The sequence below is a fragment of the Blastococcus sp. TF02A-26 genome (assembly GCF_003319125.1).
Classification (GTDB): domain Bacteria; phylum Actinomycetota; class Actinomycetes; order Mycobacteriales; family Geodermatophilaceae; genus Trujillonella.
This window is the reverse complement of the sequence record NZ_QOHG01000001.1, coordinates 372,347-397,093: the sequence shown is the minus strand read 5'-3', so window position 1 is coordinate 397,093 and position 24,747 is coordinate 372,347. Positions and strand designations below refer to the sequence as shown.

General features: G+C 74.9%; 23 protein-coding genes. 11 read left to right on the top strand and 12 right to left on the bottom strand.

The features are described from left to right. Window positions 1-6: 6 nt before the first annotated feature. Together DQ240_RS01920 and DQ240_RS01915 are read right to left on the bottom strand one after the other, a co-directional pair. A complete protein-coding gene (locus tag DQ240_RS01920) occupies window positions 7-1,941 on the bottom strand; it encodes a CheR family methyltransferase (RefSeq protein ID WP_113837914.1) in 1,935 nt (644 codons plus the stop codon). A gap of 9 nt (window positions 1,942-1,950) precedes the next feature. Beyond that, entirely contained in the window at window positions 1,951-2,994 is a 1,044-nt protein-coding gene (locus DQ240_RS01915) for a chemotaxis protein CheB (RefSeq protein WP_199588975.1), read from the bottom strand. Between the two features lie 240 nt (window positions 2,995-3,234). Between DQ240_RS01915 and DQ240_RS01910 the strand changes: the two genes are divergently transcribed. Then, on the top strand, window positions 3,235-3,627 hold the full coding sequence (locus tag DQ240_RS01910; RefSeq protein WP_113837913.1) for an STAS domain-containing protein: 393 nt from the start codon (window positions 3,235-3,237) through the stop codon (window positions 3,625-3,627). Between the two features lie 42 nt (window positions 3,628-3,669). Here DQ240_RS01910 and DQ240_RS01905 read toward each other — a convergent pair whose 3' ends face one another. Next, the gene (locus DQ240_RS01905; RefSeq protein WP_113837912.1) at window positions 3,670-5,331 is read right to left on the bottom strand and encodes an AMP-binding protein; all 1,662 of its coding nucleotides are present in this window, start codon (window positions 5,329-5,331) and stop codon (window positions 3,670-3,672) included. A 123-nt stretch (window positions 5,332-5,454) separates the two neighbouring features. On the opposite strand from DQ240_RS01905, the gene DQ240_RS01900 reads away from it, so the two are divergent. Further along, window positions 5,455-6,471: an LLM class flavin-dependent oxidoreductase gene (locus DQ240_RS01900; RefSeq protein ID WP_113837911.1), complete on the top strand. Its 1,017-nt coding sequence runs from the start codon at window positions 5,455-5,457 to the stop codon at window positions 6,469-6,471. 48 nt (window positions 6,472-6,519) lie between these two features. Continuing rightward, window positions 6,520-8,205, top strand: coding sequence for a sodium:proton antiporter (locus DQ240_RS01895; protein ID WP_113837910.1), 1,686 nt, complete (start codon window positions 6,520-6,522; stop codon window positions 8,203-8,205). Between the two features lie 31 nt (window positions 8,206-8,236). On the opposite strand, the gene DQ240_RS01890 is transcribed toward DQ240_RS01895, so the two are convergent. The 8 genes from DQ240_RS01890 to DQ240_RS01855 all read right to left on the bottom strand — a co-directional run bounded on the left by DQ240_RS01890 (window position 8,237) and on the right by DQ240_RS01855 (window position 16,899). Further along, window positions 8,237-8,722 (bottom strand): SRPBCC family protein, encoded by a 486-nt coding sequence (locus DQ240_RS01890; protein WP_113837909.1) that lies wholly within the window; start codon window positions 8,720-8,722, stop codon window positions 8,237-8,239. After that, a complete protein-coding gene (locus DQ240_RS01885) occupies window positions 8,719-9,084 on the bottom strand; it encodes a helix-turn-helix transcriptional regulator (RefSeq protein WP_113837908.1) in 366 nt (121 codons plus the stop codon). The genes DQ240_RS01890 and DQ240_RS01885 overlap by 4 nt, the downstream gene beginning before the upstream one ends. Window positions 9,085-9,273: 189 nt before the next feature. After that, entirely contained in the window at window positions 9,274-10,137 is an 864-nt protein-coding gene (locus DQ240_RS01880; RefSeq protein WP_113837907.1) for an amidohydrolase family protein, read from the bottom strand. 19 nt (window positions 10,138-10,156) lie between these two features. After that, a complete protein-coding gene (locus DQ240_RS01875; protein WP_158548484.1) occupies window positions 10,157-10,837 on the bottom strand; it encodes a maleylpyruvate isomerase family mycothiol-dependent enzyme in 681 nt (226 codons plus the stop codon). Then, on the bottom strand, window positions 10,834-11,655 hold the full coding sequence (locus tag DQ240_RS01870) for a fumarylacetoacetate hydrolase family protein (protein ID WP_113837905.1): 822 nt from the start codon (window positions 11,653-11,655) through the stop codon (window positions 10,834-10,836). The genes DQ240_RS01875 and DQ240_RS01870 overlap by 4 nt, the downstream gene beginning before the upstream one ends. Next, the gene (locus DQ240_RS01865) at window positions 11,655-13,364 is read right to left on the bottom strand and encodes a (2,3-dihydroxybenzoyl)adenylate synthase (RefSeq protein ID WP_113837904.1); all 1,710 of its coding nucleotides are present in this window, start codon (window positions 13,362-13,364) and stop codon (window positions 11,655-11,657) included. The genes DQ240_RS01870 and DQ240_RS01865 overlap by 1 nt, the downstream gene beginning before the upstream one ends. Then, a complete protein-coding gene (locus DQ240_RS01860; RefSeq protein WP_113837903.1) occupies window positions 13,355-15,400 on the bottom strand; it encodes an acetate--CoA ligase family protein in 2,046 nt (681 codons plus the stop codon). Before DQ240_RS01860 ends, DQ240_RS01865 begins: the two co-directional genes overlap by 10 nt. After that, window positions 15,397-16,899: an FAD-dependent monooxygenase gene (locus DQ240_RS01855; protein WP_113837902.1), complete on the bottom strand. Its 1,503-nt coding sequence runs from the start codon at window positions 16,897-16,899 to the stop codon at window positions 15,397-15,399. The genes DQ240_RS01860 and DQ240_RS01855 overlap by 4 nt, the downstream gene beginning before the upstream one ends. Before the next feature lie 123 nt (window positions 16,900-17,022). Between DQ240_RS01855 and DQ240_RS01850 the strand changes: the two genes are divergently transcribed. From DQ240_RS01850 to DQ240_RS23505, 3 genes are all read left to right on the top strand, one after another. Next, complete coding sequence (locus DQ240_RS01850) at window positions 17,023-17,829, top strand: PaaX family transcriptional regulator C-terminal domain-containing protein (RefSeq protein ID WP_113837901.1); 807 nt, start codon at window positions 17,023-17,025, stop codon at window positions 17,827-17,829. 49 nt (window positions 17,830-17,878) lie between these two features. After that, complete coding sequence (locus DQ240_RS01845; RefSeq protein WP_113837900.1) at window positions 17,879-18,265, top strand: alpha/beta fold hydrolase; 387 nt, start codon at window positions 17,879-17,881, stop codon at window positions 18,263-18,265. A 79-nt stretch (window positions 18,266-18,344) separates the two neighbouring features. Then, the gene (locus tag DQ240_RS23505) at window positions 18,345-18,893 is read left to right on the top strand and encodes a DUF6158 family protein (RefSeq protein ID WP_199588974.1); all 549 of its coding nucleotides are present in this window, start codon (window positions 18,345-18,347) and stop codon (window positions 18,891-18,893) included. A 16-nt stretch (window positions 18,894-18,909) separates the two neighbouring features. Here the strand turns inward: DQ240_RS23505 and DQ240_RS01835 are convergent, their stop codons facing one another. Further along, window positions 18,910-19,755 (bottom strand): PaaX family transcriptional regulator C-terminal domain-containing protein, encoded by an 846-nt coding sequence (locus DQ240_RS01835; protein WP_199588973.1) that lies wholly within the window; start codon window positions 19,753-19,755, stop codon window positions 18,910-18,912. A 188-nt stretch (window positions 19,756-19,943) separates the two neighbouring features. Between DQ240_RS01835 and DQ240_RS01830 the strand changes: the two genes are divergently transcribed. The 5 genes from DQ240_RS01830 to DQ240_RS01810 all read left to right on the top strand — a co-directional run bounded on the left by DQ240_RS01830 (window position 19,944) and on the right by DQ240_RS01810 (window position 24,746). Further along, complete coding sequence (locus tag DQ240_RS01830) at window positions 19,944-21,158, top strand: ABC transporter substrate-binding protein (RefSeq protein WP_113837898.1); 1,215 nt, start codon at window positions 19,944-19,946, stop codon at window positions 21,156-21,158. Between the two features lie 122 nt (window positions 21,159-21,280). Then, window positions 21,281-22,168 carry a branched-chain amino acid ABC transporter permease gene (locus tag DQ240_RS01825; RefSeq protein WP_113837897.1) on the top strand — a complete coding sequence of 296 codons (888 nt, stop codon included), beginning with the start codon at window positions 21,281-21,283 and terminating at the stop codon, window positions 22,166-22,168. Next, the gene (locus tag DQ240_RS01820; protein WP_113837896.1) at window positions 22,165-23,238 is read left to right on the top strand and encodes a branched-chain amino acid ABC transporter permease; all 1,074 of its coding nucleotides are present in this window, start codon (window positions 22,165-22,167) and stop codon (window positions 23,236-23,238) included. Before DQ240_RS01825 ends, DQ240_RS01820 begins: the two co-directional genes overlap by 4 nt. After that, a complete protein-coding gene (locus DQ240_RS01815; protein ID WP_113837895.1) occupies window positions 23,235-24,044 on the top strand; it encodes an ABC transporter ATP-binding protein in 810 nt (269 codons plus the stop codon). Before DQ240_RS01820 ends, DQ240_RS01815 begins: the two co-directional genes overlap by 4 nt. Then, window positions 24,045-24,746 carry an ABC transporter ATP-binding protein gene (locus DQ240_RS01810; RefSeq protein WP_113837894.1) on the top strand — a complete coding sequence of 234 codons (702 nt, stop codon included), beginning with the start codon at window positions 24,045-24,047 and terminating at the stop codon, window positions 24,744-24,746. The last annotated feature ends 1 nt before the right edge of the window (window position 24,747 follow it).

Sequence of the window (24,747 nt, the reverse complement as noted above, 5' to 3'; positions counted from 1 at the left end):
CCGGGATCAGCTCGTCGGGTCCATGAGCACGACCGCGCCGCCGCGCTCGCCGTCCCGGGCGGTGAAGGCGCTGACCGTCACCCGCACCCGGACCGGCCGACCCCGCCGGTTGACGGCGTCGACCTCCACGGTCTCGTGCCCCCCGGCCTGGCCGGACACCTGGCGGCGCAGCAGGGGGTGCAGCTCGGACACCGGCAGCCCGATGTCGAGGTTGAGCACGTACTGCCCCTGCACCTCGTCCTGCCGCAACCCCCACAGCTCCTCGGCCGCGGCGTTCCAGACCAGCACCCGCAGGTCGGAGTCGACCACGACGACGCCGGCGTGGAAGCTGCTCATCACGCCGGACATGAACTGGTTGAGGGCACCGACCTCCTCGGTGCTGGCCCGCAGGTCCTCGTTGGTCGTGTGGAGCTCGTCGTTCATCGACTGGAGCTCCTCGTTCATCGTCTCCAGTTCCTCGTTGGTCGACTGGAGCTCCTCGTTGGTGGTCTCCAGCTCCTCGACCGTCGACTGGAGCTCCTCGTTGGTGGTCTCCAGTTCCTCGTTGGTCGACTGGAGCTCCTCGTAGGCCGTCTCGAGCTGGCGGTTGGCGTACTCCAGCTCGGCCTGCAGGCGCCGGTAGCGGGTGACGTCCTCGAAGACGACCGAGGTGCCCAGCAGCCCACCGTCCTCCCCGTGGAGCGGGAGGACCTGGATGTCGAGGACGACGGACTCCTGCCCGGGCTGGTGCCGCTCGATCCCGCGCAGCCACACCGGCCGCCGCGTCTCGGCCGCCTCGGCGACCGCGCCGCGCAGCTCCGCCGGCCGGTAGGAGACCTCGAGGTCCTGGAACGGCCGCCCCAGGTCCCGCCGGTCGACGCGCAGCAACCGCTCGGCCTGGTGGTTGACCATGGCCAGCCGGCCGGCGGCGTCGAGGGCCAGCTGCGCGGCGGGGGCCGACAGGATGGCCTCCTGCTGCAGCCGGGCGAGCTGGCTCTCCGGACCCACGAGGGCCTCCGGCACCACCGGGACGACGACCCGGCCGGAGGCCCGGCGCCCGCCGCCCCGCTTGTGGAAGAACCGCCGCGTCAGGTCGACCGGCGCGAACAGCTGGGGGTGCGACAGCAGCATCTCGGCCTTGCCGAGGAACAGCAGGCCCTGGGGGTTCATCGCGAAGTGCAGCCGTCCGAGGATGCGGTTCTGCGTCTCGGCGTTGAAGTACATGAGGGTGTTGCGGCACAGCAGCAGGTCGACGTGCGAGATCGGCGCGTCCTGGACGAGGTCGTTGCGCCCGAAGATCACCGACCGGCGCAGGTCCTTGCGGAAGGCGAACCGCGCCCCCTCCGGCTGGAAGTACGCCTCGACCTGCTCGGGCGACAACCCGGTCAGCTCCCGCTCGGAGTACACCGCCTGGCGCGCCTGGGTGAGCGCCTCCTCGTCGACGTCCGTGGCGTAGATCTTGACGCGCTGGCGGAACTCCTCGGGCCCGAGCGCCTCGGCCAGCAGGATCGCCAGGCTGTAGGCCTCCTGGCCCGACGCACACCCGGCGCTCCAGATCCGGATCGCCTGCCCGGCACCGGCCAGCAGGTCCGGCAGCAGGCGGTCGCGCAGGTGGTCCCAGGCCGGCCGGTCCCGGAAGAAGCTCGTGACGTTGATCAGGATGGTGTTGAAGAGCGGGGCGAACTCCTCGGGGTGCACCTCGAGGAGGTCCTGGTACTCGGCGAACCCGGAGATGCCGACCTCGCTCATGCGGCGGCGCACCCGCCGGACGAGGCTCGGTCGCTTGTACCCGGTGAAGTCGAACCCGCGCTGCTCGCGCAGATACACCAGCAGCGCCTCGAAGGCGGTGTCCAGACCCGCCGACGCGTCCTCGGCCGAGCCGTCGAGCCCGTCGTCGTCGAGTACGTCGTCGGGCGCGCCGTCCCGGACGTCGTCCGCCCGGTCCTCCGGTTCCCCGCCCATGCTCACCGGTCAGCCCTCACCGATGGCGTCTGGGAGCGCCTCGCCGTCGAAGTCGCCGCGCTCCAGCAGGGCCCGCAGCAGCATCGCCGCGTTCTGGGCCTCGTCGTGCCGCCGGCGGAACGTCGCCGCCGTGTGCAGGTGGCCGCGGTCCTCGGCCCGCTCCCCCATCCGCAGGGCGAGCGCCGCCCGCTCCTCCAGCCCGCGCAACGCCATCCACAACGCCCCCTCCAGGGCCTGCGACTGCTCCTCGGCCAGGGCCTCCGGGGACCACGCGTGCCCGACCCGGCAGCGGAACCGCTCCAGCCCGCCCTCGTCGATGGCGAACAGCGCCCCGTGGCAGCTGGGGCAGCCGAAGCCGGAGGGGCTGCCGGGTCGGTCGTCGGCGTTCATCGCGTCGATGTCCAGCCGGGCCATCGCGGTCTCCATGTCCATCAGCTCGCTGGGCGGGGGTGCCTCGCTCGCGTCGACCTCCTCCGCGAGCAGGTCGTCGAGCAGCTTCGGCAGCGCGTCGAGGGCGACCACGTGCTCGGCGCCACCGATCTCCCTGGCGTGCCGCGGCATGCTGCCGTACATGGCCTCCTCGGGATCCTGGACCACACCGACGCCGCCGCGGGCACGGATGGCCACCATGCCGGCCGTCCCGTCGTCCAGCGCGCCGGACAGCACCACCCCGATCACGCGCGGACCCGCGGCCCGGGCGGCCGAGCGGAACAGCACGTCGACGGCGGGCCGGTGGCCGTTCTCCCGCGGCCCCCGCGACAGCGCGACGTGGCCGTCGACCACCATCAGGTGCCGGTCGGGGACGGCGACCCACACCGTCCCCGGCGTCAGCGGGGCTCCGTCGACCGCCGCGCGCACCGGGAGGGCCGCCACCCGGTCGAGGATCTGAGGCAGGTGGCTGTGCGCGCTGGTCGGCAGGTGCGACACGACCAGCACGGTCGCCGGCAGGTCCGGCGGCAGCGACCCCAACATCTGACGGAGCGCCTCGACGCCACCGGCCGACGCGCCGACCACGACCAGGTCCCGCCGGGTCGTGGAGTTGCTCGGTGTCACGCGGATCTCCGTCCGTCACCGGTCCACCCGCGGCCGGTCGAGTGCGGTGGGGGCGCTCCCCTCGCGGTCGTCATCCTCCCTCCCGGTGACCGGCGCGACCACGGGTGGGTCGCGACCGGGGACTCGGCACGAGAACGGACCGCACGGTATCGTGTCCCTCGGTCGAAGCCCCGGCCGTGTGCACGTCTCTCGCGACGGTGCCCACCGGGTCCGGTGCCACCGTCGAGACGGTGGTCGCCCATGTCCCTCGCCCCCCTCCCCTGGTTCCCCGAGGTCGCGCTGCCGGTCCCCCCGGCACCGCCCGGACCCTCCCTGCTCGTGGTCGTCGACGTCCCAGCGGGGTTCGTCACGGTCACCGGCGAACTCGACCACTGTTCCGCGCACCTGCTGGTCGAGGCGGTGCACCCGCTCGCGACCGGGAGCGCCCGGATCTGGCAGGTCGACGCCTCGGGCGTGGACTTCTGCGACTGCGGCGGGCTCTCGGCCCTGCTCTCGGTGCAGCGGACCGCGGCCGAGCGCGGCCGGCGGATGCAGCTGGTCGCCGCCGCCGGGTGCGTGCGGCGGGTGGTGAGCCTGACCGGACTGGACGACGTCCTCCCGGTGGGCCCCCTCCCGCTGCGCCTGGCCCGCTGACCGGAGCCGGGTCGCCCGGGGCCCCGGTCCCGGGCGACCCGCTCAGGCGCTGCGCACCGCCGCGGCGGCCTCCAGCCCGAGCTCCCGGACCGAGGTCTCGCGCATCTCCACCTTGCGGACCTTGCCGGTGACCGTCATCGGGAAGGCGTCGACGACCTTGACGTAGCGCGGCACCTTGAAGTGGGCCAGCCGGCCGGCGCAGAACTCGCGCAGCGCCTCGGCGGTCAGCGGCTCGGCGCCCTCGCGCAGCCGCACCCACGCCATCAGCTCCTCGCCGAACCGCTCGTCGGGGACCCCGATCACCTGCGCGTCGACGACGTCGGGGTGGGTGTACAGGAACTCCTCCACCTCGCGCGGGTACACGTTCTCCCCGCCGCGGATCACCATGTCCTTGATCCGGCCGACGATGTTGACGTAGCCCTCGGCGTCCATGACCGCGAGGTCGCCGGTGTGCATCCAGCGGGCGGCGTCGATGACCTCGGCGGTCTTCTCCGGCTCGTCCCAGTAGCCGAGCATCACCGAGTACCCGCGCGTGCACAGCTCCCCCGGCTCGCCGCGCGGCACGGTCAGCCCGGTCTCGGGGTCGACGACCTTGACCTCCAGGTGCGGGTGCACCCGCCCGACGGTGGAGGTGCGCCGGTCCAGGTCGTCGTCGGCGCCGGTCTGGGTGGACACCGGCGATGTCTCGGTCATCCCGTAGCAGATGGTCACCTCGGTCATCCCCATCTCCGCGACCACCCGCTCCATGACGGCGACCGGGCATGGCGAGCCGGCCATGATCCCGGTCCGCAGCGACGAGAGGTCGTAGTCGCCGAGGTCGGGCAGCGCGAGCTCGGCGATGAACATGGTGGGGACGCCGTAGAGGGAGGTGCAGCGCTCCTCCTGCACCGCGCGCAGGGTCGCCGCCGGGTCGAAACCGGGCGCCGGGATCACCATCGTGGCCCCGTGCGACGTGGCCGCCAGGTTGCCCATCCCCATGCCGAAGCAGTGGTAGTAGGGCACCGGGATGCAGATCCGGTCGGCCTCGGTGTACCCGCACCCCTCGCCGACGAAGAAGCCGTTGTTGAGCAGGTTGTGGTGGGTGAGCGTCGCGCCCTTCGGGAAGCCCGTGGTCCCCGAGGTGTACTGGATGTTGATCGGGTCGTCGGCCGACAGCTGCGCCTGCCGCTCGGCGAGCAGCCCGCGGTCCCCCGCCCGGCCCGTGGCGACCAGCCGCTCCCACTCCGGGTCGCCGAGGAAGACCACCTCGCGCAGCGCCGGGCAGTCCCCGCGGACCTCGGCCACCATCGCCCGGTAGTCGCTGGTCCTGAACTCCGGGGCGCTGACCAGCACCGAGATGCCGGCCTGCTGCAGCACGTACTGCAGCTCGTGGGTGCGGTAGGCGGGGTTCACGTTCACCAGGACGGCGCCCAGCTTCGCCGTCGCGTACTGCACGAACGCCCACTCGGCGCAGTTGGGCGCCCAGATGCCGACCCGGTCGCCCTTCGCCACACCGAGTGCGTCCAGCCCGAGGGCGACCGCGTCGACCTCCGCGGCGAACTGCGGGTAGCTGAACCGCCGCCCGGTCGCGCACTCGACCAGCGCCTCGTGCTCCCCCACCCGCGCCACGGTGCGGTCCAGGTCCGCCCCGATCGTGTTGCCGAGCAGCGGCACGGTCGACGTCCCGCTGGCGTAGGAGGGCACGGGCGGCGGGCTGACGGACATGGCGGGCCTCCGGAGGGACGACGGGGCGACCCCGTCACCCTGCCGCCGGAACGTGCCGCGCACCACCCACCGACAGGGGTGCCCGCCGGGAAGCGGGGAGCCGCCGACGGGGTTGCCCCTGGCATGCCGTCGTCGTCCCCCCTGCCGCTGTCCGTCCTCGACCTCGCCCCGATCGCCCCTGGGCAGAGCGTCGGCGAGAGCATCGCGGCCAGCGTCGCGCTGGCCCGCGCGGCGGAGGAGCACGGCTTCCGGCGGGTCTGGTACGCCGAGCACCACAACATGCCGGCGATCGCCTCGTCGGCGACGAGCGTGCTGATCAGCCACGTGGGCGCGCACACCAGCACCATCCGGCTCGGCGCGGGTGGCGTGATGCTCCCCAACCACTCGCCGCTGACCATCGCCGAGCAGTTCGGGACCCTGGAGGCGATGTACCCCGGCCGGATCGACCTCGGGCTGGGCCGGGCGCCGGGCAGCGACCAGAACACGATGTACGCGCTGCGCCGCGATGCGCACTCCGCCGACCGGTTCCCGCAGGACGTGCAGGAGCTGCAGGGCTACCTCGCGGGACAGACCCGCGTGCCGGGCGTCGACGCGATCCCGGGCAAGGGCTCGGACGTGCCGCTGTACGTGCTCGGCTCGTCGATGTTCGGCGCCACGCTCGCCGCGGCGCTCGGCCTGCCGTACGCCTTCGCGTCGCACTTCGCGCCGCAGATGCTCCAGCCGGCCGTCGAGGCCTACCGCCGTGAGTTCCGCCCGTCGGCACAGCTGGAGTCCCCCTACGTGATCGCCGGGGTCAACGTGGTCGCCGCCGACACCGCCGAGGCCGCCCGGGACGACCTGGCGCAGGTGCGCCGGCGGCTGGCGGTGGGCCTGTTCGGCCGCGGCCGCGACCTCTCCGGCGCCGGCTCGCCCGACGAGGTCGCCGACCTCCTGCTGCAGGGCGGGGCCGCGGTGCACGTCGACGGCATGCTGACCCACACCGCCGTCGGGACGGCGGCCGACGTGCGCGAGCAGCTGACCGCCTTCCGCGCGCTGGCCGACGCCGACGAGCTGATCGTGGCCTTCCAGTCCCCCGCCCCGGAGTCCCGGCTCCGCTCGATCGCCCTGACCGCCGAGGCGATGGAGACCGTCGCTGCCTGACCGGGGCGTCACCCCGCCGGCCGCGACGCGGCCCGGCACGATGTCGCGGTGAGCGCCGAGACCGTCCTGCTGCTGCTCCTCGCCGCGGTCGGCGTCACCGTCGTCGTCCACTGGGTCGCCGAGCGGACCGGCCTGCCGGGCGCCGCGCTGCTCACGCTGGTCGGCATCGGGTACGCCTACCTGCCGGGGCCGAACGTCGAGCTCGACCCGCACCTGGTGCTCACGTTCGTGCTGCCGCCGCTGCTCTACAGCGCGGCCCTGGACTCCTCGCTGCTCGCCATCCGCAAGAACCTGCGGACCGTGGTCAGCCTCTCGGTGCTGCTGGTCCTCGCGACCGCGCTCGTCATCGGGATCGGGTTCAGCCTCTTCGTCGCCGGTGCCACCCTCGCCGCCGGGATCGCCCTGGGTGCCGCGGTCGCACCGCCGGATCCGGTGGCCGCGCTCGCCGTCGGTCGCCGGGTCGGGCTGCCGCCCCGGCTGCTCACGCTCATCCAGGGCGAGGGGCTGCTCAACGACGCCACCGCCCTGACCATCCTCACCGTGGCCGTCGCGGCCGCCGAGGGCGAGGGCTTCTCCACGCCCTCGGCGGCCGGCCAGTTCCTGCTGGCCGCGGCGGGCGGCGTCGCCGCCGGGCTGGTGGTCGCCTTCGGCATCCGGCCGTTGCGACGGCTGCGGCACGACCCGCTGTCGTCGAACGCGATCTCGCTGGCGACGCCGTTCGTGGCCTACCTGCTCGCCGAACAGGTGCACGTCTCCGGGGTACTGGCCGTCGTCGTCGCCGGACTGGTCATCGGGCACAACGCGCCGTACTGGCAGTCGGGGCAGTCGCGGCTGCAGACCCGCGCGGTCTGGAAGCTCGTCGACTACCTGCTGGAGGGCGTGGTCTTCCTGCTGATCGGCCAGCAGCTGCCCCAGGTCATCGAGAACCTCGGCGACTACGAGACCTCCACCGTGGTGATCGCGGTGTCCATCACGATCGGCGTGATGCTGCTGCTGCGGCCGCTGTGGCTGCTGCTGACCGAGTACCTGCCGGGCTGGATGGGCACCCGGCTCGGCGGCCAGGGGTCCGACGAGGACCAGCCGACCGTCGCCGGCCCGTCCGCGACGGCGTTCGGCGGGCTGCGGCGGACCGGCCGCCTCTCCGGCCGCGAGATCACCGTGCTCAGCTGGGCCGGCACCCGCGGCGTCATCAGCCTGGCCGCGATCTTCACGCTGCCGCTGACCACCGATGCCGGCGACCCGTTCCCCGACCGCGACCTGCTGCTGTTCTGCGCGTTCGTCGGCGTGCTGGTCACCCTGGTCGGCCAGGGGCTGACCTTCGCCCCGCTGGTGCGGCGGCTCGGCGTCCGCGCGGACGCGGCCGACGCGGCCCGGCTGCGCAACGAGGCACGCGCCGCCGCCGTCCGGGCCGGACTGGTCCGCCTGGACGAGCTGGACGCCGATCAGCACAGCGACCTCGAGGACCGGGCCATCGACGGGCTCCGGACGGCGCTGCAGGGGCGGCTGGACCGCTACGAGCGGCGGCTGTCGGTGCTGCAGTTCGCCGAGGGCGGCGAGATCCCGGTCTCGCCGGAGTACGAGGCGGCCCTGGGGGTGCGGCGGGCGGTCCTGGACGCCGAGCGCCAGGAACTGCTGCGCTGGCGGGACGCCGGGCGGCTGCCCGACGAGAGCCTGCGCGCGCTGCAGCGGGAGCTGGACCACCAGGAGAACCTGCTCCCCAGCCGCCCGGCCTGACCGGGCGGCCGGGGACCGGCTCCGCCCGCGCTCAGCTGCCGGCGAGGACCTCGTCGAGCCGCTCGTACCCCTCGCGGACCCCGACCTCCATGCCGCTGGCGACGAAGGCGTCCCGGTCGGCGAAGGAGTCGACCAGCGAGGTGGCGGTGAGCCGGCACCGGCCGCCGGGCAGCTCCTCGAGGACCATCTTCTCCAGCGCGACGCCGTCGGGCATGCCCTCCCAGGTGAAGGTCTGCACGATCAGCTCGTCGGGCCGCAGCTCGTGGAAGCACCCGCGGAACGCGTACTCCTCACCGCCGGCCAGGTGCACGTAGCGGTAGGAGCCGCCGGTCCGGCAGTCCCAGGAGTCGATCCGCATCTCGTACCCGCGCGGGCCGTTCCAGCGCTTCACCAGCTCCGGGTCGGTGTGCGCCCGGAACACCTTCGCCGGCGAGGCGTCGAACTCGCGGGTGATCCGCACGAGGGGGACGTCGGGGTCGAGGGCGATCTGCGTGTCGTGCGTGGTGGGGGTGCTCATGGCCGTGCTCCTCCTGCGGGTGGGGTGGGGGGGACGTCGTCCTCCGGCATGGAGCCGAGGACGTCGTCGAGACGGCGGTACCGCTCCTCCGCGGCGCGCCGGTAGCGCTCGAGCCACTTCGTCATGAGGTCGAACACCTCCGCCTCGAGATGCACCGGGCGACGCTGCGCCTCCCGGCTGCGGGTCACCAGCCCCGCGTCCTCGAGCACGCGCACGTGCTTGGAGACGGCCTGCAGGCTGATGTCGTACGGCGCCGCGAGCTCGTTGACCGTCGCGTCCGCGAGGGTCAGCCGCGCCACCATGTCCCGGCGGGTCGGGTCGGCCAGGGCCGCGAACACCCGGGACAGCGGGTCTGCCGCCATGCCGCCCTCCTCCTTGCTCAACCAACCGGTTGAGGAAGACGCTAGGACCGATAGCGACGCATTGTCAACCCTTTGGTTGAGGACGAGCGGACCGGCGGGTGTCCTCCGCGCGCGCTCGGGCTCTGCCCACGGGTGTGGGCAGAGCCCGAGCGTCCGGGAGGAGAGGTGGGCGCGCCGGCGCGGGACGGGTCAGACCGCGGGGTCGAGGCCGCTGTAGACGCGCAGCGCGTTGCCGCCGAGCACGAGCGGGACGACGTCCTCGGGGATGTCCAGCGCCGCGATCGCGCGGGCGTTGGCCGCCTGGCCGGGGACGCCGGGCCAGTCGGTGCCGTAGATGAACTTCCGCGACAACCGCGCCAGGTCGAAGCGGGCGTAGTACTCGGGCAGCCGCCGCGGGGGCAGGCCGGAGAGCTCGATCCAGACGTTGGGCCGGGAGACGGCGAGGAAGGCCGCGGCGTCGTACCACCAGCCGCGGCCGCCGTGGGCGAGCACGACCTGCAGGTCCGGGAAGTCGCGGACGACGGCGTCGAGGTACACCGGGTCGGCGTAGGAGTTGGTCGACCCCGGGAAGGTGCTCGTGCCCGAGTGCACGACCAGCGGCACGCCGCGCTCCACCAGCACCGCGTAGGCCGGGTACATCATCGCGTCGTCGGCCCGGAACCCGCCGTGCACCGGGTGGATCTTCAGCGCCGCGGCGCCGAGGTCCAGCTGCCGGGTCAGCTCCCTCGCGATCGGGTGGTGCAGGTGCGGGTTGACGTTGGCGACCGGCCGGAACCGCCGCGGGTTGTGCTCCACGAGCGGCAGCAAGTCGTCGAAGCGCTGATAGCCGGTGGCCTTGGGGCTGTACTCGCAGAAGAGCAGGGCGACGTCGACGCCCTCGTCGGCCATGTGCCGGTCCAGCGCAGCCGGGTCCGGGCTGCCGTCGGGGCGCCAGATCTCCTCGAGGATGCCGGGCCGGCCGAACTGCCGGGCCCAGTCGACCCAGGCCGGGGCGAGGGTGTCGAGCAGCGGGACGTGGACGTGGGCGTCCACCAGGACGTGTCCGTCGAGCACGGGAACCGACCGTAACCCGTCAGATCCACCGGGGCAGGGCCGGCAGCGGGCCGTCGCAGCGCAGCCCCTCCCCCGCCGTCCGCCCGGTGACCCAGCCCGCGACATCGGCCAGCGAGCCCGCCACCGCCACCCCGCCGCTGCCCCACTCCCGGTCGCCGGCGAACACGGTGACCGCCGGGACGGCGCCCCGGCGCGACCACGCCCCGAACACCTCGTCGACCACCGCGGCCAGCAGCTCCTCGGGGGCGTCGGCGAACCCCACGCCGGCGTCGAGGTCGACCGCGTGCACCCACACCTCCCGGGCGCGGATCCAGAAGACCTCGGTCGCGGGCACCGTGCGCCCCTGGAAGGTGCGCACCTCGGCGGTCCACGCCTCCTCCGGCAGGGACGCGACCGCCTCGGCCAGCTCCCGGGTGGCCGCGAGCACCTCGGCCTCCAGCTCGGGCGGCGCCAGCGCGGCCCGGCGCTCGATCTCCGCGTCCCGCGCCTCGGCGGAGGGGTACATCGGCGTCTCCACGCCGGTCCGCGCCCAGTGCAGCAGGTTGGTCACCGCGTCGGCGTTGCCCGCGACGTGCGCGAGGACGTGCGCGCGGGTCCAGCCGGGCAGCAGCGAGGGCTCGGCGTACTCGTGCGGCACGAGCCGGCCCAGCGCCGTCCCCAGGGTGCGCTCGCCGTCGGCCCACCACTCCCGGGCGGTCACCGCTCCGCCACGCAGGTGTTGCGGCACTCGCCGAGCCCGGCGATCGCGGTGGTCAGCACCTGGCCCGGCGCGAGGTAGCGGGGCGGCTTGCGGGCGTGGCCCACGCCGCCGGGGGTGCCGAGGGCGAGGACGTCGCCGGGCCGCAGGGTGAGGATCGTGGAGACGTAGGCGATGGTCGCGGCGGCGCCGAACACGAGGTCGGCGGTGTTGGCCGTCTGCACGACCTCGCCGTCGACGGCGCAGCTGAGGTCCAGCCCCTCCCCCGCCTCGTCCGGGGTCACCAGGTGCGGGCCGAAGGGCGTCGTCGCCTCGAAGGTCTTGCCCTGCAGCCACTGCAGCGTCCGGTACTGCCAGTCGCGGGCGGTGACGTCGTTGAGCACCGAGTAGCCGGCGATCGCGGCGGTGGCAGCGGCCTCGTCGGCGTGCCGCACGGTCGACCCGATCACGACGGCCAGCTCGGCCTCCCAGTCCACCGCCTGCGAGGCGGCCGGCAGCACCACGTCGTCGTTCGCGCCGATCAGCGCCTCCGCGTACTTGGCGAACAGCGTCGGGTGCTCGGGGGTCTCCCGCCCCATCTCCGCGATGTGCGCGCCGTAGTTGATGCCGACGCAGACGACCTTGCCCGGCCGCGGGACGACCGGCGCGTAGTTGAGGCCGGCGGGGTCGTGCGCCGGGCCGTCGGCGGCCTCGGCGACGGCCCGCCAGCCCTCGACGGCCAGCAGCTCGCCGACGTCGGCGTGCCCGGTCTCCACGGCGCGGTCGGCGTCGACCCGGACGGCGCGGGTGCCCTCGGCGGTGCGGACGGTGGCCAGGCGCATCAGGTGTCCTCCTCGGGACGGTCGGCGGCGAGCCGGACCACCAGGTCCGCCCGCAGCGCCTTCTTGTCGATCTTGCCCACCTTGGTGGTGGCCAGCTCGCCGACCAGCTCCAGCCGGTCGGGCCAGGTGAAGCGGGCGACGCCGGCGGCGGCGAACGCCGCGCGCACCTCGTCCAGCGTCAGCGCCGCGCCGGGCTCGGGGACGACGTACACGCACACCCGCTCCCCCAGCTCGGGGTCGGGCATCGCCACGGCGGCGACCTGGGCGACCTGCGGCAGCGTGTAGACGACGTTCTCCACCGCCTCGGCGCTGATCTTCTCCCCGCCGCGGTTGATCATGTCCTTGTCGCGACCCTCGACGACGAGGTTCCCGTCGGCCCGGCGGCGGACGACGTCCCCGCTGCGGTACCAGCCGTCCGGCGTGAAGGCGCGGGCGTTCTGCTCGGCGGCCCGGTAGTAGCCGCGCGGGGTGTAGGGGCCCCGGGTGAGCAGCGCCCCGGGCACGTCGTCGGGGAGGTCGCGGTCGTCCTCGTCGACGATCCGCACCTCGTCGCCCTCGCTCATCGGCCGGCCCTGCGTCGTGCAGACGACGTCCTCGGGGTCGTCGAGCCGGGTGTAGTTGAGCAGCCCCTCGGCCATGCCGAACACCTGCTGCAGGGTCGCGCCCAGGACCGGGCGGACCCGGCGGGCGACCTCGTCGGCCAGCCGCGCGCCGCCGACCTGCAGCACGCGCAGCGACGCCACCTGCTCCGCGCCGACCTCGGCGGCGTGCGCCAGCCAGCGCTGGGCGACCGCCGGCACGGCCGCGGTGTCCGTGACGCCCTCGGCGGCGATGGTCGCGAAGGCCCGCTCGGGCTCCGGCGAGGCGAGCGTGACGACCCGGCCGCCGGCGAGCAGCGCGCCGAGGATGCCCGGGCAGGCGAGCGGGAAGTTGTGCGAGGCGGGCAGCGAGACGAGGTAGACGGTGTCGGGACCGAAGCCGCAGACCTCGGCGCTGCGCCGGGCGTTGTAGGAGTAGTCGTCGTGGGTCCGCGCGATGAGCTTGGGCAGCCCCGTCGTCCCGCCCGACAGCAGGAAGACCGCGACCGAGCGGCTGTCCGGCGGGTCGGCGTCCCAGCGGGCGCGCTCGGCGGCCTGGTCGGCCGGCGGCGCGCACAGCGCGGTCAGGCCGGTGCTGCGGTGGCGGACGTCGTCGCCCACGACCAGCACGTGCCGCAGGGTGTCCGAGCCGGCGACCAGCCCGGCGGCCATCTCCTGGTGGTCGAAGCCGCGCAGCTCGCCGGGGACCGCGATCGCCACCGCCTCGCTGTGCGCGGCGAGGTACGCCAGTTCGGCCTCGCGGTGCGCCGGCAGCGCCATCACCGGGACGACGCCCGCGCGCAGGCAGGCCAACGTCAGGACGACGAACTCCCAGCAGTTGGGCAGTTGGACGACGACCCGGTCCTCACGGCGGAGCCCGAGGTCGTCGACCAGCCGGGAGGCCAGCGCGTCGGCCCGGGCCATCAGCCCGGCCGAGGTCAACCGGACGCCGTCCCCGTCGGTGGAGCCGTCGACCAGCGCGACCTCGTCGGGCCGGGTGTCGGCGACCTCGTACAGGTCGGCGCCGAGCGGGCGGCCGCGCCACCACCCCCGCGCGGTGTACTCCCGGACCAGTTCCTCCGGCCACGGCACGGTGCCCGCGGCGATCGGGGTGGCGGTGGTCAGCTCCATCGGTCGGCCTCCCGGAGGGTCACCACGGCGTCCAGCGCGAGCAGCCCGTCCGCGGTGACCCGGAGCGGGTTGACCTCCACCGCGTCGAGCTCGGGGTGCGCGGCCAGCAGGTCCCCGAGGGTGGCCAGCACCGCGCCGAGCGCCGCCCGGTCGGCCACCGGCCCGCCGCGGAAGCCGTCGAGCAGCGCCCGCCCGGCGAGCTCGTCGGCCAGGGAGCCGGCCATGGCAGCCGTCAGCGGGGCCGGGGCGACGGCGACGTCGGCCAGCGCCTCGGCGGCCACACCGCCCAGCCCGAGCAGCACGGTCGGGCCGAACACCGGGTCCCGGCTCGCCCCGGCGACGAGGTCCACGCCCGGCGGCGCCATCGACTCCACGAGGAACCGGCGCGCCCCCGCGGCCTCCAGCGCGTCGAGGGCGGCGTCGAGGCCGGCCGGGTCGCGCACCCCGAGGACCACGCCGCCGACGTCGCTCTTGTGCGTCACCGCGGCGTCCAGCAGCTTGACCGCCACGGGCCCGGGCAGCTCGACCAGCGCCGCGTGGGCGGCGGCCCGGTCGGCGCACGCGCGGCGCGGTGGGCAGGCGATGCCGAGGCCGGCGAGCAGCGTCTTCGCCTCGTCCTCGTCGAGATCGCGGTACACGCGGTCCTCCGCCCGCGCGACGGGGACGGACTCCGCGGCGGTGGCGCGGGCGCGGGCGTCGTCGACCAGCGCCGCGACCGCGGCCGTCAGCGCGGCGGGGCTGGTCACCGCGGGCACGCCGAGCTCGCGCAGCGCCCGGCGCTGCGGCTCGACCTGCACCGCCGGCCCGCCGAGGCCGACCACGAGGGCCCGGGCACCCGCGGCGGCCACCGCCGCGGGGAGGTCGAGCGCGTCGGGCTCGGCGAGGGCGTAGGCGCTGACCAGGTCGACGGCCGGGTCGGCGGCGACCGCGGCGAGCACGTCGGCGAAGCCGGGGCCCGGGCGGCCGGTGTCGACCGGATTGGCCTGGTAGGTCAGCGGCGGCAGCAGCCCGGCCAGCCGTTCGCGGGTACCCGGCGCCAACGGCGGGACGGCGATCCCGTGGCCGCGCAGTCCGTCGACGTGCAGCAGCCCCGGCCCGGCCTGAGCCGTCACCACGCCGACGCCGGGCGCCGCGGACGGGTCCAGCCGCAGAGCCGAGAGGGCGGTGACCGCGTCGACCAGCTGCCGCTCGTCGTCCACCAGGACCGCGCCCGCGGCCCGCAGCGCGGCGCGGGTGGTCCGCCACGAGGTGGCCAGCGCGCCGGTGTGCGACCGGGCGAACTCGGCGACGTCGTTGCGGCCGACCACCAGCGCGACCACCGGCACCCGCGCGGTCGCGGCGCGGACGGCGGCCACGAGCGCCGCCCCGTCGGTCACCGACTCCACGTGCAACGCGACCGCGCGGGTGGCGGGGTCGGCCGCCACGTGGGCCAGCACGTCGGCGGCGGTGACGTCGACCGCGTTGCCCAGCCCCACCGCGAGGGAGACGCCGAGCCCGGCCTCGGCCAGCAGGAACGCCAGCGCGTGGTTGACCCCGCCGCTGGCCGCGACGACCGCCACCGGGCCGGCGGCCACCGCGGCGGCACCGGGCACGAAGGAGGCGGTGAGCGCCCGGCCCGGGGCGAGGAAGCCGGAGGTGTTGGGACCCAGCAGCGCCACGCCGGTGTCGGCCGCCGCGGCGACCAGGTCGGCCTGGAACCCGACGCCCGGACCGCCGGCCTCGGCGTAGCCCCCGGAGCAGACGAGAGCCGCGCGCACCCCACCCTCGGCGGCCTCGGCCAGCGCCCGCGCGGAGACGGCCGCGGGCACGCAGAGCACCGCGAGGTCGATCGGGTCCGCGGCGTCGGCCGCGGCGTCGGCGACCGAGGCCCAGCGGCCGGCCGCGGGGTCGACGTCGCGGGCGTTGACCCCGGCGACGGTCCCCGGGAAGCCGGCCAGCGACCGGGCCATCACCGCACCGAGCTTGGCCGGGTCGGCCGAGGCGCCGACGACGGCGATGCCGCGCGGGGCGAACAGCGGGGCGAGCCGGTCGGTCATGGCGCGGCGACCAGGTCCGCGCGGCCGGAGAGGACGGCGGTCAGCCGGACGTCGTCGTCGGCCTCCTCCACCAGCAGCGCCGGCACCCGGTGCTCCAGCCGGGCGGCCTCGCACAACAGCCGCCGGGTGAGCGGCGTGCCGCCGGAGACCGCGACCAGCGGGGCGCCGTCGGCCGCGGCCCGGGCCACCGCGGCCAGAGCGGCGGGCATCCCGGCCTCCTCGGCGGGCGCGGCCACCGCGGCGGCGGGCAGGTCCGCCACGCCGTCGACCACCCGGCCGGGCAGCCGCCGGCCGGCCACCTCGAACGGGCTCTCCAGCGGCGGCGCCCCGTGCTCGGCCTGCCACGCGCGGTGCACCCCGTCGACGAAGCCGGCGTCGCGGCGGCGCAGCTTGGCGTCGGTCAGGCTGCGGGTGAGGAAGTGGTAGGCGAACTGCCAGGGCGGCATCGCGTCGTGGCTGCGGCCGAAGTGCTCCCACCAGGAGAGGCTGGGCCGCGCCGAGTCCTGGATCCTCGCCACCTGCGGCCGGCGGACCTCGGCGTACGTCGCCAGCGCCGCGTCCACGTCGTCGCCGTGCTGCTCCAGGGCCGCGACCAGGGCGATCGCGTCCTCCATCGCCATCTTGGTGCCGGAGCCGACGGAGAAGTGCGCGGTGTGCGCGGCGTCGCCGAGCAGCGCGATGCCCGTGCCGCCGGCGCGGTGGGTCCACCGGGCCGTGCGCAGCGTGCGGAAGTTCGACCACCGCGAGTTGTTGACCAGCAGCGGGGCGCCGTCGATCTGCGGGGCGAACAGCTCCTGCAGGTAGTCCCGGGTCCGCTCGTCGCTGGGCCCCGGCGGCTGGGTGACGTCGAACGCGTCCAGGCCGGCCGCCCGCCACGAGGCCTCGTCGGTCTCCACGATGAACGTCGAGACGCCGTTGCCGATCGGGTAGCCGTGCACCGCGAACACCCCGTGCGGGCCGCGCTCGTGCACGAAGGTCAGCCCGTCGAACGGGTAGGTGGTGCCCAGCCAGACGAACTTCGCCGTCGCCGTCTCGACCGTGGCGCCGAAGACCTCGGGGAACCGGTTGCGCAGCCGCGAGTTCGCGCCGTCCGCGGCGACGACCAGGTCGTAGCCGGCGGCGAGCAGCTCGTCGGGGTCGGCCTCGGTGCTGAACCGCACGTCGACGCCGGCGTCGAGAGCCCGTTCCTGCAGCAGCCGCAGCAGCGTGCGCCGCTCGACCGCGGCCATGCCGTTGCCGCCGCAGGAGAGCCGCTCGCCGTGCAGGCGGACCTCGATCGGGTCCCAGTGCACGCCGTGCTCGGTGAGCGCGGTGCGCAGCACCGGGTCGGCGGCGTGGATCTCCGCCAGCGTCGCGTCGGAGAACACCACCCCGAAGCCGAAGGTGTCCTCGGCGCGGTTGCGCTCGAGGACCGTGACCTCCCGCGCCGGGTCCGCGCTCTTGGCCAGGGCGGCGGCGAAGAGGCCGCCGGGGCCGCCACCGAGCACCGCGATCCGCATCGGTCCCCCTCGGTCCGGGCTCTCGCCCGACGCCCATGTGTCATCTGCTTGACGGACGGCCCGATGCTGACACACATTGGTACCGACGCAACAGAGGCCACCGACCGCCGAGGAGCCGCCGCGGTGAAGCCACGCTCGGTCGTCGTCGACCTCTTCGGCGACCACCTCCGCGACCTGGGCGGCGCCGCCCGGATGCAGGCGCTGGGCGAGCTGCTGGGCGTCTTCGGCATCGGCGAGAGCACCGCCCGGGTCGTCCTCTCCCGGATGCGCCGGGAGGGGTGGTTCACCACCCGCCGCGAGGGCCGGCAGACCGTCTACGAGCTGACCGAGCGGAGCCGGCGGCTGCTCGACGAGGGGCGCAGCCGCATCCTCGACCGCGGGACGGCGGAGTGGGACGGCGAGTGGCGGATGGTGCTCTACACCGTCCCGGAGGCCGAGCGCGGCGAGCGCGAGCGGGTGCGCCGGTCGCTGGCCTGGCTGGGCTTCGGGCCGCTCGCCCCCTCGGTGTGGACCAGCCCGCACCCGCGGCTGGAGGCGGCGGCCGAGGCGCTGGCCGGCACGTCGGCCACCCGCGTGGAGCTGCTGACCGCCCGCAGCGGCGGCCGCGACGCCGACCGGCGCATGGCGGCCCGCTGCTGGGACCTCGACACCCTCGGCCGCGACTACGCCGAGCTGGTCGCCGAGCTCGAGGGGCTGCCGCCGGCCGCGGAGCTCGCCGCGCTGCCCGGACCCGAGGCGCTGCGCCGGCGGATCGAGCTCATCTACACCTACCGCCACTTCCCCTTCCGCGATCCGGACCTGCCGGCCGAGCTGCTCCCCGAGGGCTGGCCCGGGTCGCGGGCGCACGCCCTGTTCCTGGCCGCCCACGAGGCCCTCGGCGCGGCCGCCGACCCGTACGTGCGCGAGGTGCTCGCCCGGCACACCGCCTGACCCCGGTGCGGCCCGTCCGGGCCGACCCTCCCGCGAAGGAGACGACGACATGGCCGACCTCGTCCTGCAGCACGGCGCGTGGCACGGCGGCTGGTCCTGGCAACCGGTGGCCCAGCGGCTCCGCGCCGCCGGGCACCGGGTGAGCACCGTGACCAGCCCCGGGCTCGGGATCGACGACGACCCCCGCGGGGTGACGCTGGCCGACTGCGTCGACGCGCTGGTCGCGCACGTCGAGTCGACCGACCGCCGCGACGTGACGCTCGTCGGGCACAGCTGGGGCGGCTACGTGGTGGCCGGCGCCGCGCCGCGGCTGGCCGACCGCCTCGGGGTTACGCCGGTGACCGTGCCCGGCAGCCACGAGTCGATGTTCACCCGCCCGGCAGAACTGGCCGACGCGCTGGCCGCCGTCTCCACCGGCACCGCCGCGTCCGGATGACAGCGGGGCCTCCCCGCAGCACGATGAGAGCCAGATCACACCCGCCCGACCGCCCCGCCGACCGACCGACAGGAGCGCCATGACCGACCGACCGGGGGTCCCCGCCCGCGAGCTGTCCGACGAGGAACTGGAGCGCCAGGGCGTCCACGCGCACGCCATGCGGCACTGGGTCTTCCTGCACGGCACCGCCGACCAGTTCCGCACGCACACCGAGCGCATGCTGGAGCTCGAGCAGGAGTACCTGCGCCGGCACCCGCAGCGCACCTGGCAGGGCTCCGGGGGCGACGCCGCGGCACCGTCGCGCGACGACCGGATCCGCGACCTCGTGCAGACCTTCTCCCGCGCCGTCACCGCGCTGCTGGACGAGGAGCCCGCCCCGGCGGCACCGGCGCACCGGCGGGACCCGGAGGAGGCGCAGGCCGCGCTGCTGCAGCGCTTCGCCGCGGCGCCCGGTGGCCGGCTGCACAAGCTGGAGGCCCACCAGATCGCCCGGCAGCTCGCGCCGGACAACCAGCTCGTCGCCCGGCTGTACCGGCAGGACCCGCCGCTGCTGCAGGCCGAGAAGGACGCCCGCGTGATCACCGAGGCCGGCCGCGCGTGGCTGGCCGCCCATCCCGTGCCCGCCTAGGACGGTCGCCGTGCGGTCAGTCCTCGCGGGCCAGCTCCAGCCACGCCGTCCGGGCCCGGTCGGCCCAGGCGGCGTGGCGCTCGCGGAAGACCTCCGCGGCGCGGTTGCCGCTCCACCGCGGCGGGAGCAGCTCGCGGGGCAGACCGGGGTCCAGCAGCGGGAAGCGTCGCCACTCCTGCACGAGCCTGACCTGCGCGACCAGCGCCTGGCGGTCGGTGCGCGGACGGCGGCGGCCGACCAGCTCGAGGAAGTCCTCGTAGCGGCCCTCGATGTCGTCGAGGTCCCAGGCCGCCCGCGCCAGCGAGCGCTCCTCCCCCACCCGGCCGGCGCCGGCCACGAACGTCCAGCTGCCGCCCAGCAGGCCGAGCTCGGCCAGCGCCTCGCGCACCTCCGGCTCGCGGCCCGTCCACGGCGTCACCCACGTGCCCGGGGCCGGCGAGCCCAGACCGGCCCACCCCAGCTGGGTGCGCAGCCGCTGCCGCAGCCCGCGGTTGTTCTCCGGGACCCCGACCAGCGCCACCAGCCAGCGGCCGTCCCACTGCCGCTCGTCGGTGGCGAAGCCGTAGATGCGCTCGCTGCCCTCCCGCAGCAGGCGCGTGCCGGCCGGGGTCAGCGACCAGCGGGTCTCCCGGCCGACCCGGGAGGGCTCGATCCAGCCGGAGTCCGCGGTGCGCATGATCGCCTGGCGGGCGGCCTTCTCGGCGACGTCGAGGTCGGCGAGCAGCTCGATCAGCGTCGCCGTCCACACCGGCCGGGCGGCCGGCAGCACGAACTCGCCGAGCACCGTGAGCAGGAGGCTCCGTGCGCTGGCCGCGCCCAGCTCCTGCCGGCGCGTGACGAACGGACCGTCGACTGCCTCCACGTCGCCCATCGTGGCATCCTTCCTCGCCCGGTCCGCGCCCCCCGGGCGGCGGGGACGGGCGCGGGCAACGACTCGGTAACGGTCAGCACCCGGCCACTGTGGCGCTTGACACAGTCGGAAGCGCTCTACAGCATCCCTCAGGACAGGCGTGCTGCTGTAGCACGTCGCTCACCCCCGCGGAGACCCTCATGGCCTTGCCGGACCTGTCCCGTCGTCAGCTGCTCGGAGCGGTGGGGGTGGGGGCCGGCGGCCTCGCCCTGAGCGCCTGCGGCGGCGGCAGCCTCGGGGGCGACGACGACGACAACGGCGGCGGTGGCGGCAGCGACGGCCCCATCCGCGTCGGCCTGGTGATCCCGCAGGCCGGGGTCTACACGCCGCTGGGCGTCGACATGGAGGCCGGCTGGCAGCTCTGGCTCGACCAGCACGACGGCCAGATCGGCGGGCGCGACGTCGAGACGGTGACGGCCGACGAGGGCGAGGGCCCGGACACCGGCGTCCCCGCCATCCAGCAGCTGATCTCCGACGTCGACGTCGTCGTCGGCATCGTGAACTCGGCCACCGCCCTGGGTGTCGCGGAGCTGTTCGCCGAGGAGCAGAAGGTGCTCCTCATCGGCAACGCCGGTGCCGTCGCCCTCACCGGCGACGCCTCCAACGAGTACGTGTGGCGGGTGTCGTTCAACAACGCGCAGAACAGCTACGCGATGGGCGAGTACCTGGCGGGGCAGGACATCGGCTCGGTCTTCATCATCTGCCCCGACTACGCGGCCGGGCAGGAGAACATCACCGCCTTCACCGAGGCGTTCGAAGCCGGCGGCGGCACGATCGCCGGCACCGCGCTCACCCCGTTCGGCACGACGCAGGACTTCCAGCCGTTCCTCTCCCAGATCCAGGGGTCGGGAGCGGCGGCGACCTTCTGCTTCTACTCCGGTGGCGAGGCGGTCACGTTCGTCAACCAGTACGACGACTTCGGCCTCAAGGCCTCGATCCCGCTCTACGGGTCGGGCTTCCTCACCGAGGGCAGCGTCCTGGAGGGCCAGGGCCCCTCGGCGGTCGGCATCCGGACGACGATGCAGTACTCCACCGAGCTGGACAACGAGGCCAACGCGGAGTTCGTCCAGGCCTACGAGGAGGCCAACGGCTCCCTGCCGACCGTCTTCGCCATGTCGATGTTCGACGCGGCCAACGTGCTCGACCGCGCCGTCACCGAGGCCGGCGACGTCAGCGGCGACGCGCTCGTCGAGGCGCTGGGCGGCCTCGGCGCGATCGACGACAGCCCGCGCGGGTCGTGGGAGTTCGAGGACCAGAACCCCAAGCAGACGATCTACCTCCGCGAGGTCGTGGACGAGGGCGGCACGCTGATCAACAGCGTCGTGGAGGAGCTCGGCGAGTACGGCACGATCTGATCCCGGGTCGGGACCCACCCCCGGCCCTCCGACGCCCCGTCCGGGGCCGGGCACGCCACGAGGCACTCCACCACGAGGCACCCGCCCGGCCCCGGACGCCGCCCTCCCGGAAGGCGCCCTCCATGGCCGACTGGTTCGACGCGAACCTGGTCAGCATCCTCAACGGCTTCGCCATCGGCTCGCTGCTGTTCATCCTGGCGGTGGGCCTGTCCATCGTCTTCGGGATGATGGACGTGCTCAACCTCGCCCACGGCGCCCTCTACCTGGTCGGCGCCTACCTCGCCTACAGCCTGCTCGACGGCGGTGCGACGTGGGGCGCGTTCCTCGGTGCGCTCGGCCTGGCCGTCGCCTTCGGGCTGGTCGCCGGCGGCACGCTGTCGGTGATGACCGAGCCGCTGGCCAAGCGGCCGATCCTCGACCAGGCCCTGCTCACGCTGGGGATCTCGCTGATCGTGGCCGAGGTCCTGTCGATCATCTACGGCAACGACGTCTACCGGATCGGGGCGCCCCCCGGCCTCGACGGCAGCGTCTCGGTCGCCGGGAACACCTATCCGCTGTACCGGCTGGTGCTCATCGGCATCGGGCTGGTGCTGGCGGTCGTCGTCTGGCTGGTCATGGAGAGGACGTCGATCGGCGCCCTGGTCCGCGCCGCCGTCGCCGACCGGGAGATGGTCTCGGCGATGGGCATCGACAACCGCAAGGTCAAGATCGGCGTCCTGGCGTTCGGCTCGGTCCTGGCCACGGTCGCCGGCGTCCTCGGCGGCCCGGTCTACGGCGTCCGGCCCGGCCTCGACGAGACCGTCCTCCTGCTGGCCCTGATCGTCGTCGTGATCGGCGGGCTGGGCTCCATCAAGGGCGCCCTCATCGGCGCCATGGTGATCGGCCAGGTCGACTCCCTCGGCCGCGCCCTGCTGCCGGAGCTCGCCTCGTTCATCCTGTTCGGCGCGCTGGCGCTGGTCCTGGTCCTGCGCCCGCAGGGGCTCTTCGGCCCGAAGAAGGTGGCGGCATGAGCGCGACCGCGCACCCCACGACCGACGTCCCCCCGAGCACCGGCTCCACCGCGGTCCCCGCGTCGCCGCCGTCCTCGTCCCGCCGGCGCGGGCTGCTGGGCGCCCTGCCGCCGGCCGTCGTGCTCGTCGTCCTGGCCTTCGTGCCGTTCTTCCTGGCCGAGGACCCGACCAACATCCTGACCCGCATCCTGGTGTTCGGGCTCTTCGCCGTCAGCCTCGACCTGCTGGTCGGCATCACCGGGCTGCCGTCGCTGGGCCACGCGGCCTACTTCGGGGTGGGCGCCTACACCGCGGCGCTGGTCGCCGACCACTGGACGCCCAGCGCCCCGACGCCGGTGCTGATGGCCGCCGCCGCCGGCGCGGTGGCCGCCGTCCTCACCGGGTGGCTGGCCGTCCGCAGCCACGGCGTGTTCTTCCTGATGCTGACGCTGGCCATCGGCGAGATCACCTCCCAGCTGGCGCTCCAGCTCGACGACGTCACCGGCGGCTCCAACGGCATGAGCGTGCCGTCGGTCCGGTTCGGCAGCGAGCCGTTCGACGCGGACTTCCGGATCGCCTACACGTACTGGTACGTGCTCGTGGTCTTCGTGATCGCCTTCGCCGCGATGTGGCTGATCGCCCGCTCCCCGTTCGGCCTGGCCCTGCGCGGCATCCGCGACAACGAGGGCCGCATGCGGTCCCTGGGCTACACGCCGTTCCGCTACAAGTACGTCGCCTACGTCCTGGCCGGGGGTTTCGCCGGTCTGGCCGGCGGCCTGTTCGCCCAGGTCAACCGGCTGGTCTCACCGGTCGACGCCGGCTTCGCGCTCAGCGCGATCACGCTGCTGGCGCTGGTGCTCGGCGGCGCCGGGACGCTCTGGGGCCCGGTCCTCGGCATGGCGGTCGTGGTGATCGTCCGCGACTACTACGGCCCCGACCTCAACGGGCACGGCCCGCTGGTCCTCGGCATCGTCTTCGTGATCGCCGTGTACGTGCTCCCGCGCGGGTTCGCCGGCATCGCCGGGCTCCTGCGCACCCCCCGGCGCCGCCGCGACCGGTCCATCGTCCCCGGAGAGGAGCGGGCGGCATGAGCGACGGTCTGCTCGAGCTGTCCGGCGTGACGCGCAGCTTCGGCGCGCTGACCGCCGTCGACGGCGTCGACCTGTCGGTGCCGGTGGGCGCCCGGCACGCCCTGATCGGGCCCAACGGCGCCGGCAAGAGCACGCTGTTCAAGCTGGTCACCGGGTCGATGCCGGTGTCGTCGGGCACGGTGGCCTTCGACGGCTCCGACGTCACCCGGTTGTCGGAGCCCGCGCGGGCCCGCCGCGGGATCAGCCAGACGCTGCAGCACTCCAGCCTGTTCCTCAGCCAGACCGTCGAGCGCAACGTGCTGATGGCCGCCCAGCGCCGGCCCGGGGGAAGCCGGCACTCGCTGCTGCCGCGCCGCCAGCGGGCCGCCCGGGACCGCGTGCACGAGCTGCTCACCGACGTCGGCCTCGCCGGCCGGTCGCACGCGCTGGTCTCCGCGCTCTCCCACGGCGAGCGCCGGCAGCTCGAGGTCGCCGTCGCGCTGGCCTGCGAGCCGCGGCTGCTGCTGCTCGACGAGCCGGCGGCCGGCATGTCGCCGGCCGAGAGCGCCCGGCTGGTCGGGCTGCTCAAGGCGCTGCCGGACACCGTGACCCTGGTGATCGTCGAGCACGACCTGGACGTCGTCTTCGCGCTCGCCACCTCGGTGACCGTGCTGCACCTGGGCAAGCTGCTGCTCACCGGGACGCCCGACGAGGTGCGGGCCAGCTCCGCGGTGCAGGAGGCCTACCTGGGCACCGGCCGGGAGGCGCTGTTCCTGGACGGCCCGGCGTCCCTCGACGTCTCCCGACCCGGGATGGAGGTGGGCTGAGTGCTCGAGGTCCGCGCACTGGAGTCCGGCTACAAGCGCAGCACCGTCCTGCAGGGGGTCGACCTCGACCTGCTCGACGGCCGGGTGCTCGGCCTGCTGGGCCGCAACGGCGTCGGCAAGTCGACGCTGATCAACACGCTCATGGGTCTGGTGACCCCGTCGGCCGGCCGGGTGAACGTCGACGGCCGCGACCTGACCGGCCGCCGTCCCGACGTCATCGCCCGCGCCGGCGTGGCGCTCGTGCCGCAGGGCCGGCGCACCTGGGCGCCGCTCACCGTCACCGAGCACCTCGACCTGGCCGCGCGCCGGGGCAGGGGGAAGGGACCGTGGGACATGGACCGGGTGCTGGAGCTCCTGCCCCGGCTCGGCGAGCGGCGCCGGCACACCGCCGGCCAGCTCTCCGGCGGGGAGCAGCAGATGCTGGCCATCGCGCGGGCGCTGCTCACCAACCCCCGGCTGGTGCTCATGGACGAGCCGTCGGACGGCCTCGCCCCCTCCGTCGTCGACCTGATCGGAGTGGCGATCGGCCGGATGAAGGCCGAGGGCGTGACCCTGCTCGTCGTCGAGCAGGACCTGCACCTGGCCTTCGCCGTCGCCGACGAGATCGCCGTGATGGACAAGGGCCGGATCGTGCACCGCTCCCCCACCGAGGAGTTCCGCAGGGACTCCTCGGTGGCGCACGCGCTGCTCGGCGTGGCCTGAC

What these genes read in the sequence shown, in the direction of transcription:
- DQ240_RS01920 (WP_113837914.1), bottom strand. Translation starts at nt 1,941, where the DNA reads ATGGGCGGGGAACCGGAGGACCGGGCGGACGACGTCCGGGACGGCGCG.
- DQ240_RS01910 (WP_113837913.1), top strand. Translation starts at nt 3,235, where the DNA reads ATGTCCCTCGCCCCCCTCCCCTGGTTCCCCGAGGTCGCGCTGCCGGTC.
- DQ240_RS01905 (WP_113837912.1), bottom strand. Translation starts at nt 5,331, where the DNA reads ATGTCCGTCAGCCCGCCGCCCGTGCCCTCCTACGCCAGCGGGACGTCG.
- DQ240_RS01900 (WP_113837911.1), top strand. Translation starts at nt 5,455, where the DNA reads ATGCCGTCGTCGTCCCCCCTGCCGCTGTCCGTCCTCGACCTCGCCCCG.
- DQ240_RS01890 (WP_113837909.1), bottom strand. Translation starts at nt 8,722, where the DNA reads ATGAGCACCCCCACCACGCACGACACGCAGATCGCCCTCGACCCCGAC.
- DQ240_RS01885 (WP_113837908.1), bottom strand. Translation starts at nt 9,084, where the DNA reads ATGGCGGCAGACCCGCTGTCCCGGGTGTTCGCGGCCCTGGCCGACCCG.
- DQ240_RS01870 (WP_113837905.1), bottom strand. Translation starts at nt 11,655, where the DNA reads ATGCGCCTGGCCACCGTCCGCACCGCCGAGGGCACCCGCGCCGTCCGG.
- DQ240_RS01865 (WP_113837904.1), bottom strand. Translation starts at nt 13,364, where the DNA reads ATGGAGCTGACCACCGCCACCCCGATCGCCGCGGGCACCGTGCCGTGG.
- DQ240_RS01860 (WP_113837903.1), bottom strand. Translation starts at nt 15,400, where the DNA reads ATGACCGACCGGCTCGCCCCGCTGTTCGCCCCGCGCGGCATCGCCGTC.
- DQ240_RS01855 (WP_113837902.1), bottom strand. Translation starts at nt 16,899, where the DNA reads ATGCGGATCGCGGTGCTCGGTGGCGGCCCCGGCGGCCTCTTCGCCGCC.
- DQ240_RS01845 (WP_113837900.1), top strand. Translation starts at nt 17,879, where the DNA reads ATGGCCGACCTCGTCCTGCAGCACGGCGCGTGGCACGGCGGCTGGTCC.
- DQ240_RS23505 (WP_199588974.1), top strand. Translation starts at nt 18,345, where the DNA reads ATGACCGACCGACCGGGGGTCCCCGCCCGCGAGCTGTCCGACGAGGAA.
- DQ240_RS01830 (WP_113837898.1), top strand. Translation starts at nt 19,944, where the DNA reads ATGGCCTTGCCGGACCTGTCCCGTCGTCAGCTGCTCGGAGCGGTGGGG.
- DQ240_RS01825 (WP_113837897.1), top strand. Translation starts at nt 21,281, where the DNA reads ATGGCCGACTGGTTCGACGCGAACCTGGTCAGCATCCTCAACGGCTTC.
- DQ240_RS01820 (WP_113837896.1), top strand. Translation starts at nt 22,165, where the DNA reads ATGAGCGCGACCGCGCACCCCACGACCGACGTCCCCCCGAGCACCGGC.
- DQ240_RS01815 (WP_113837895.1), top strand. Translation starts at nt 23,235, where the DNA reads ATGAGCGACGGTCTGCTCGAGCTGTCCGGCGTGACGCGCAGCTTCGGC.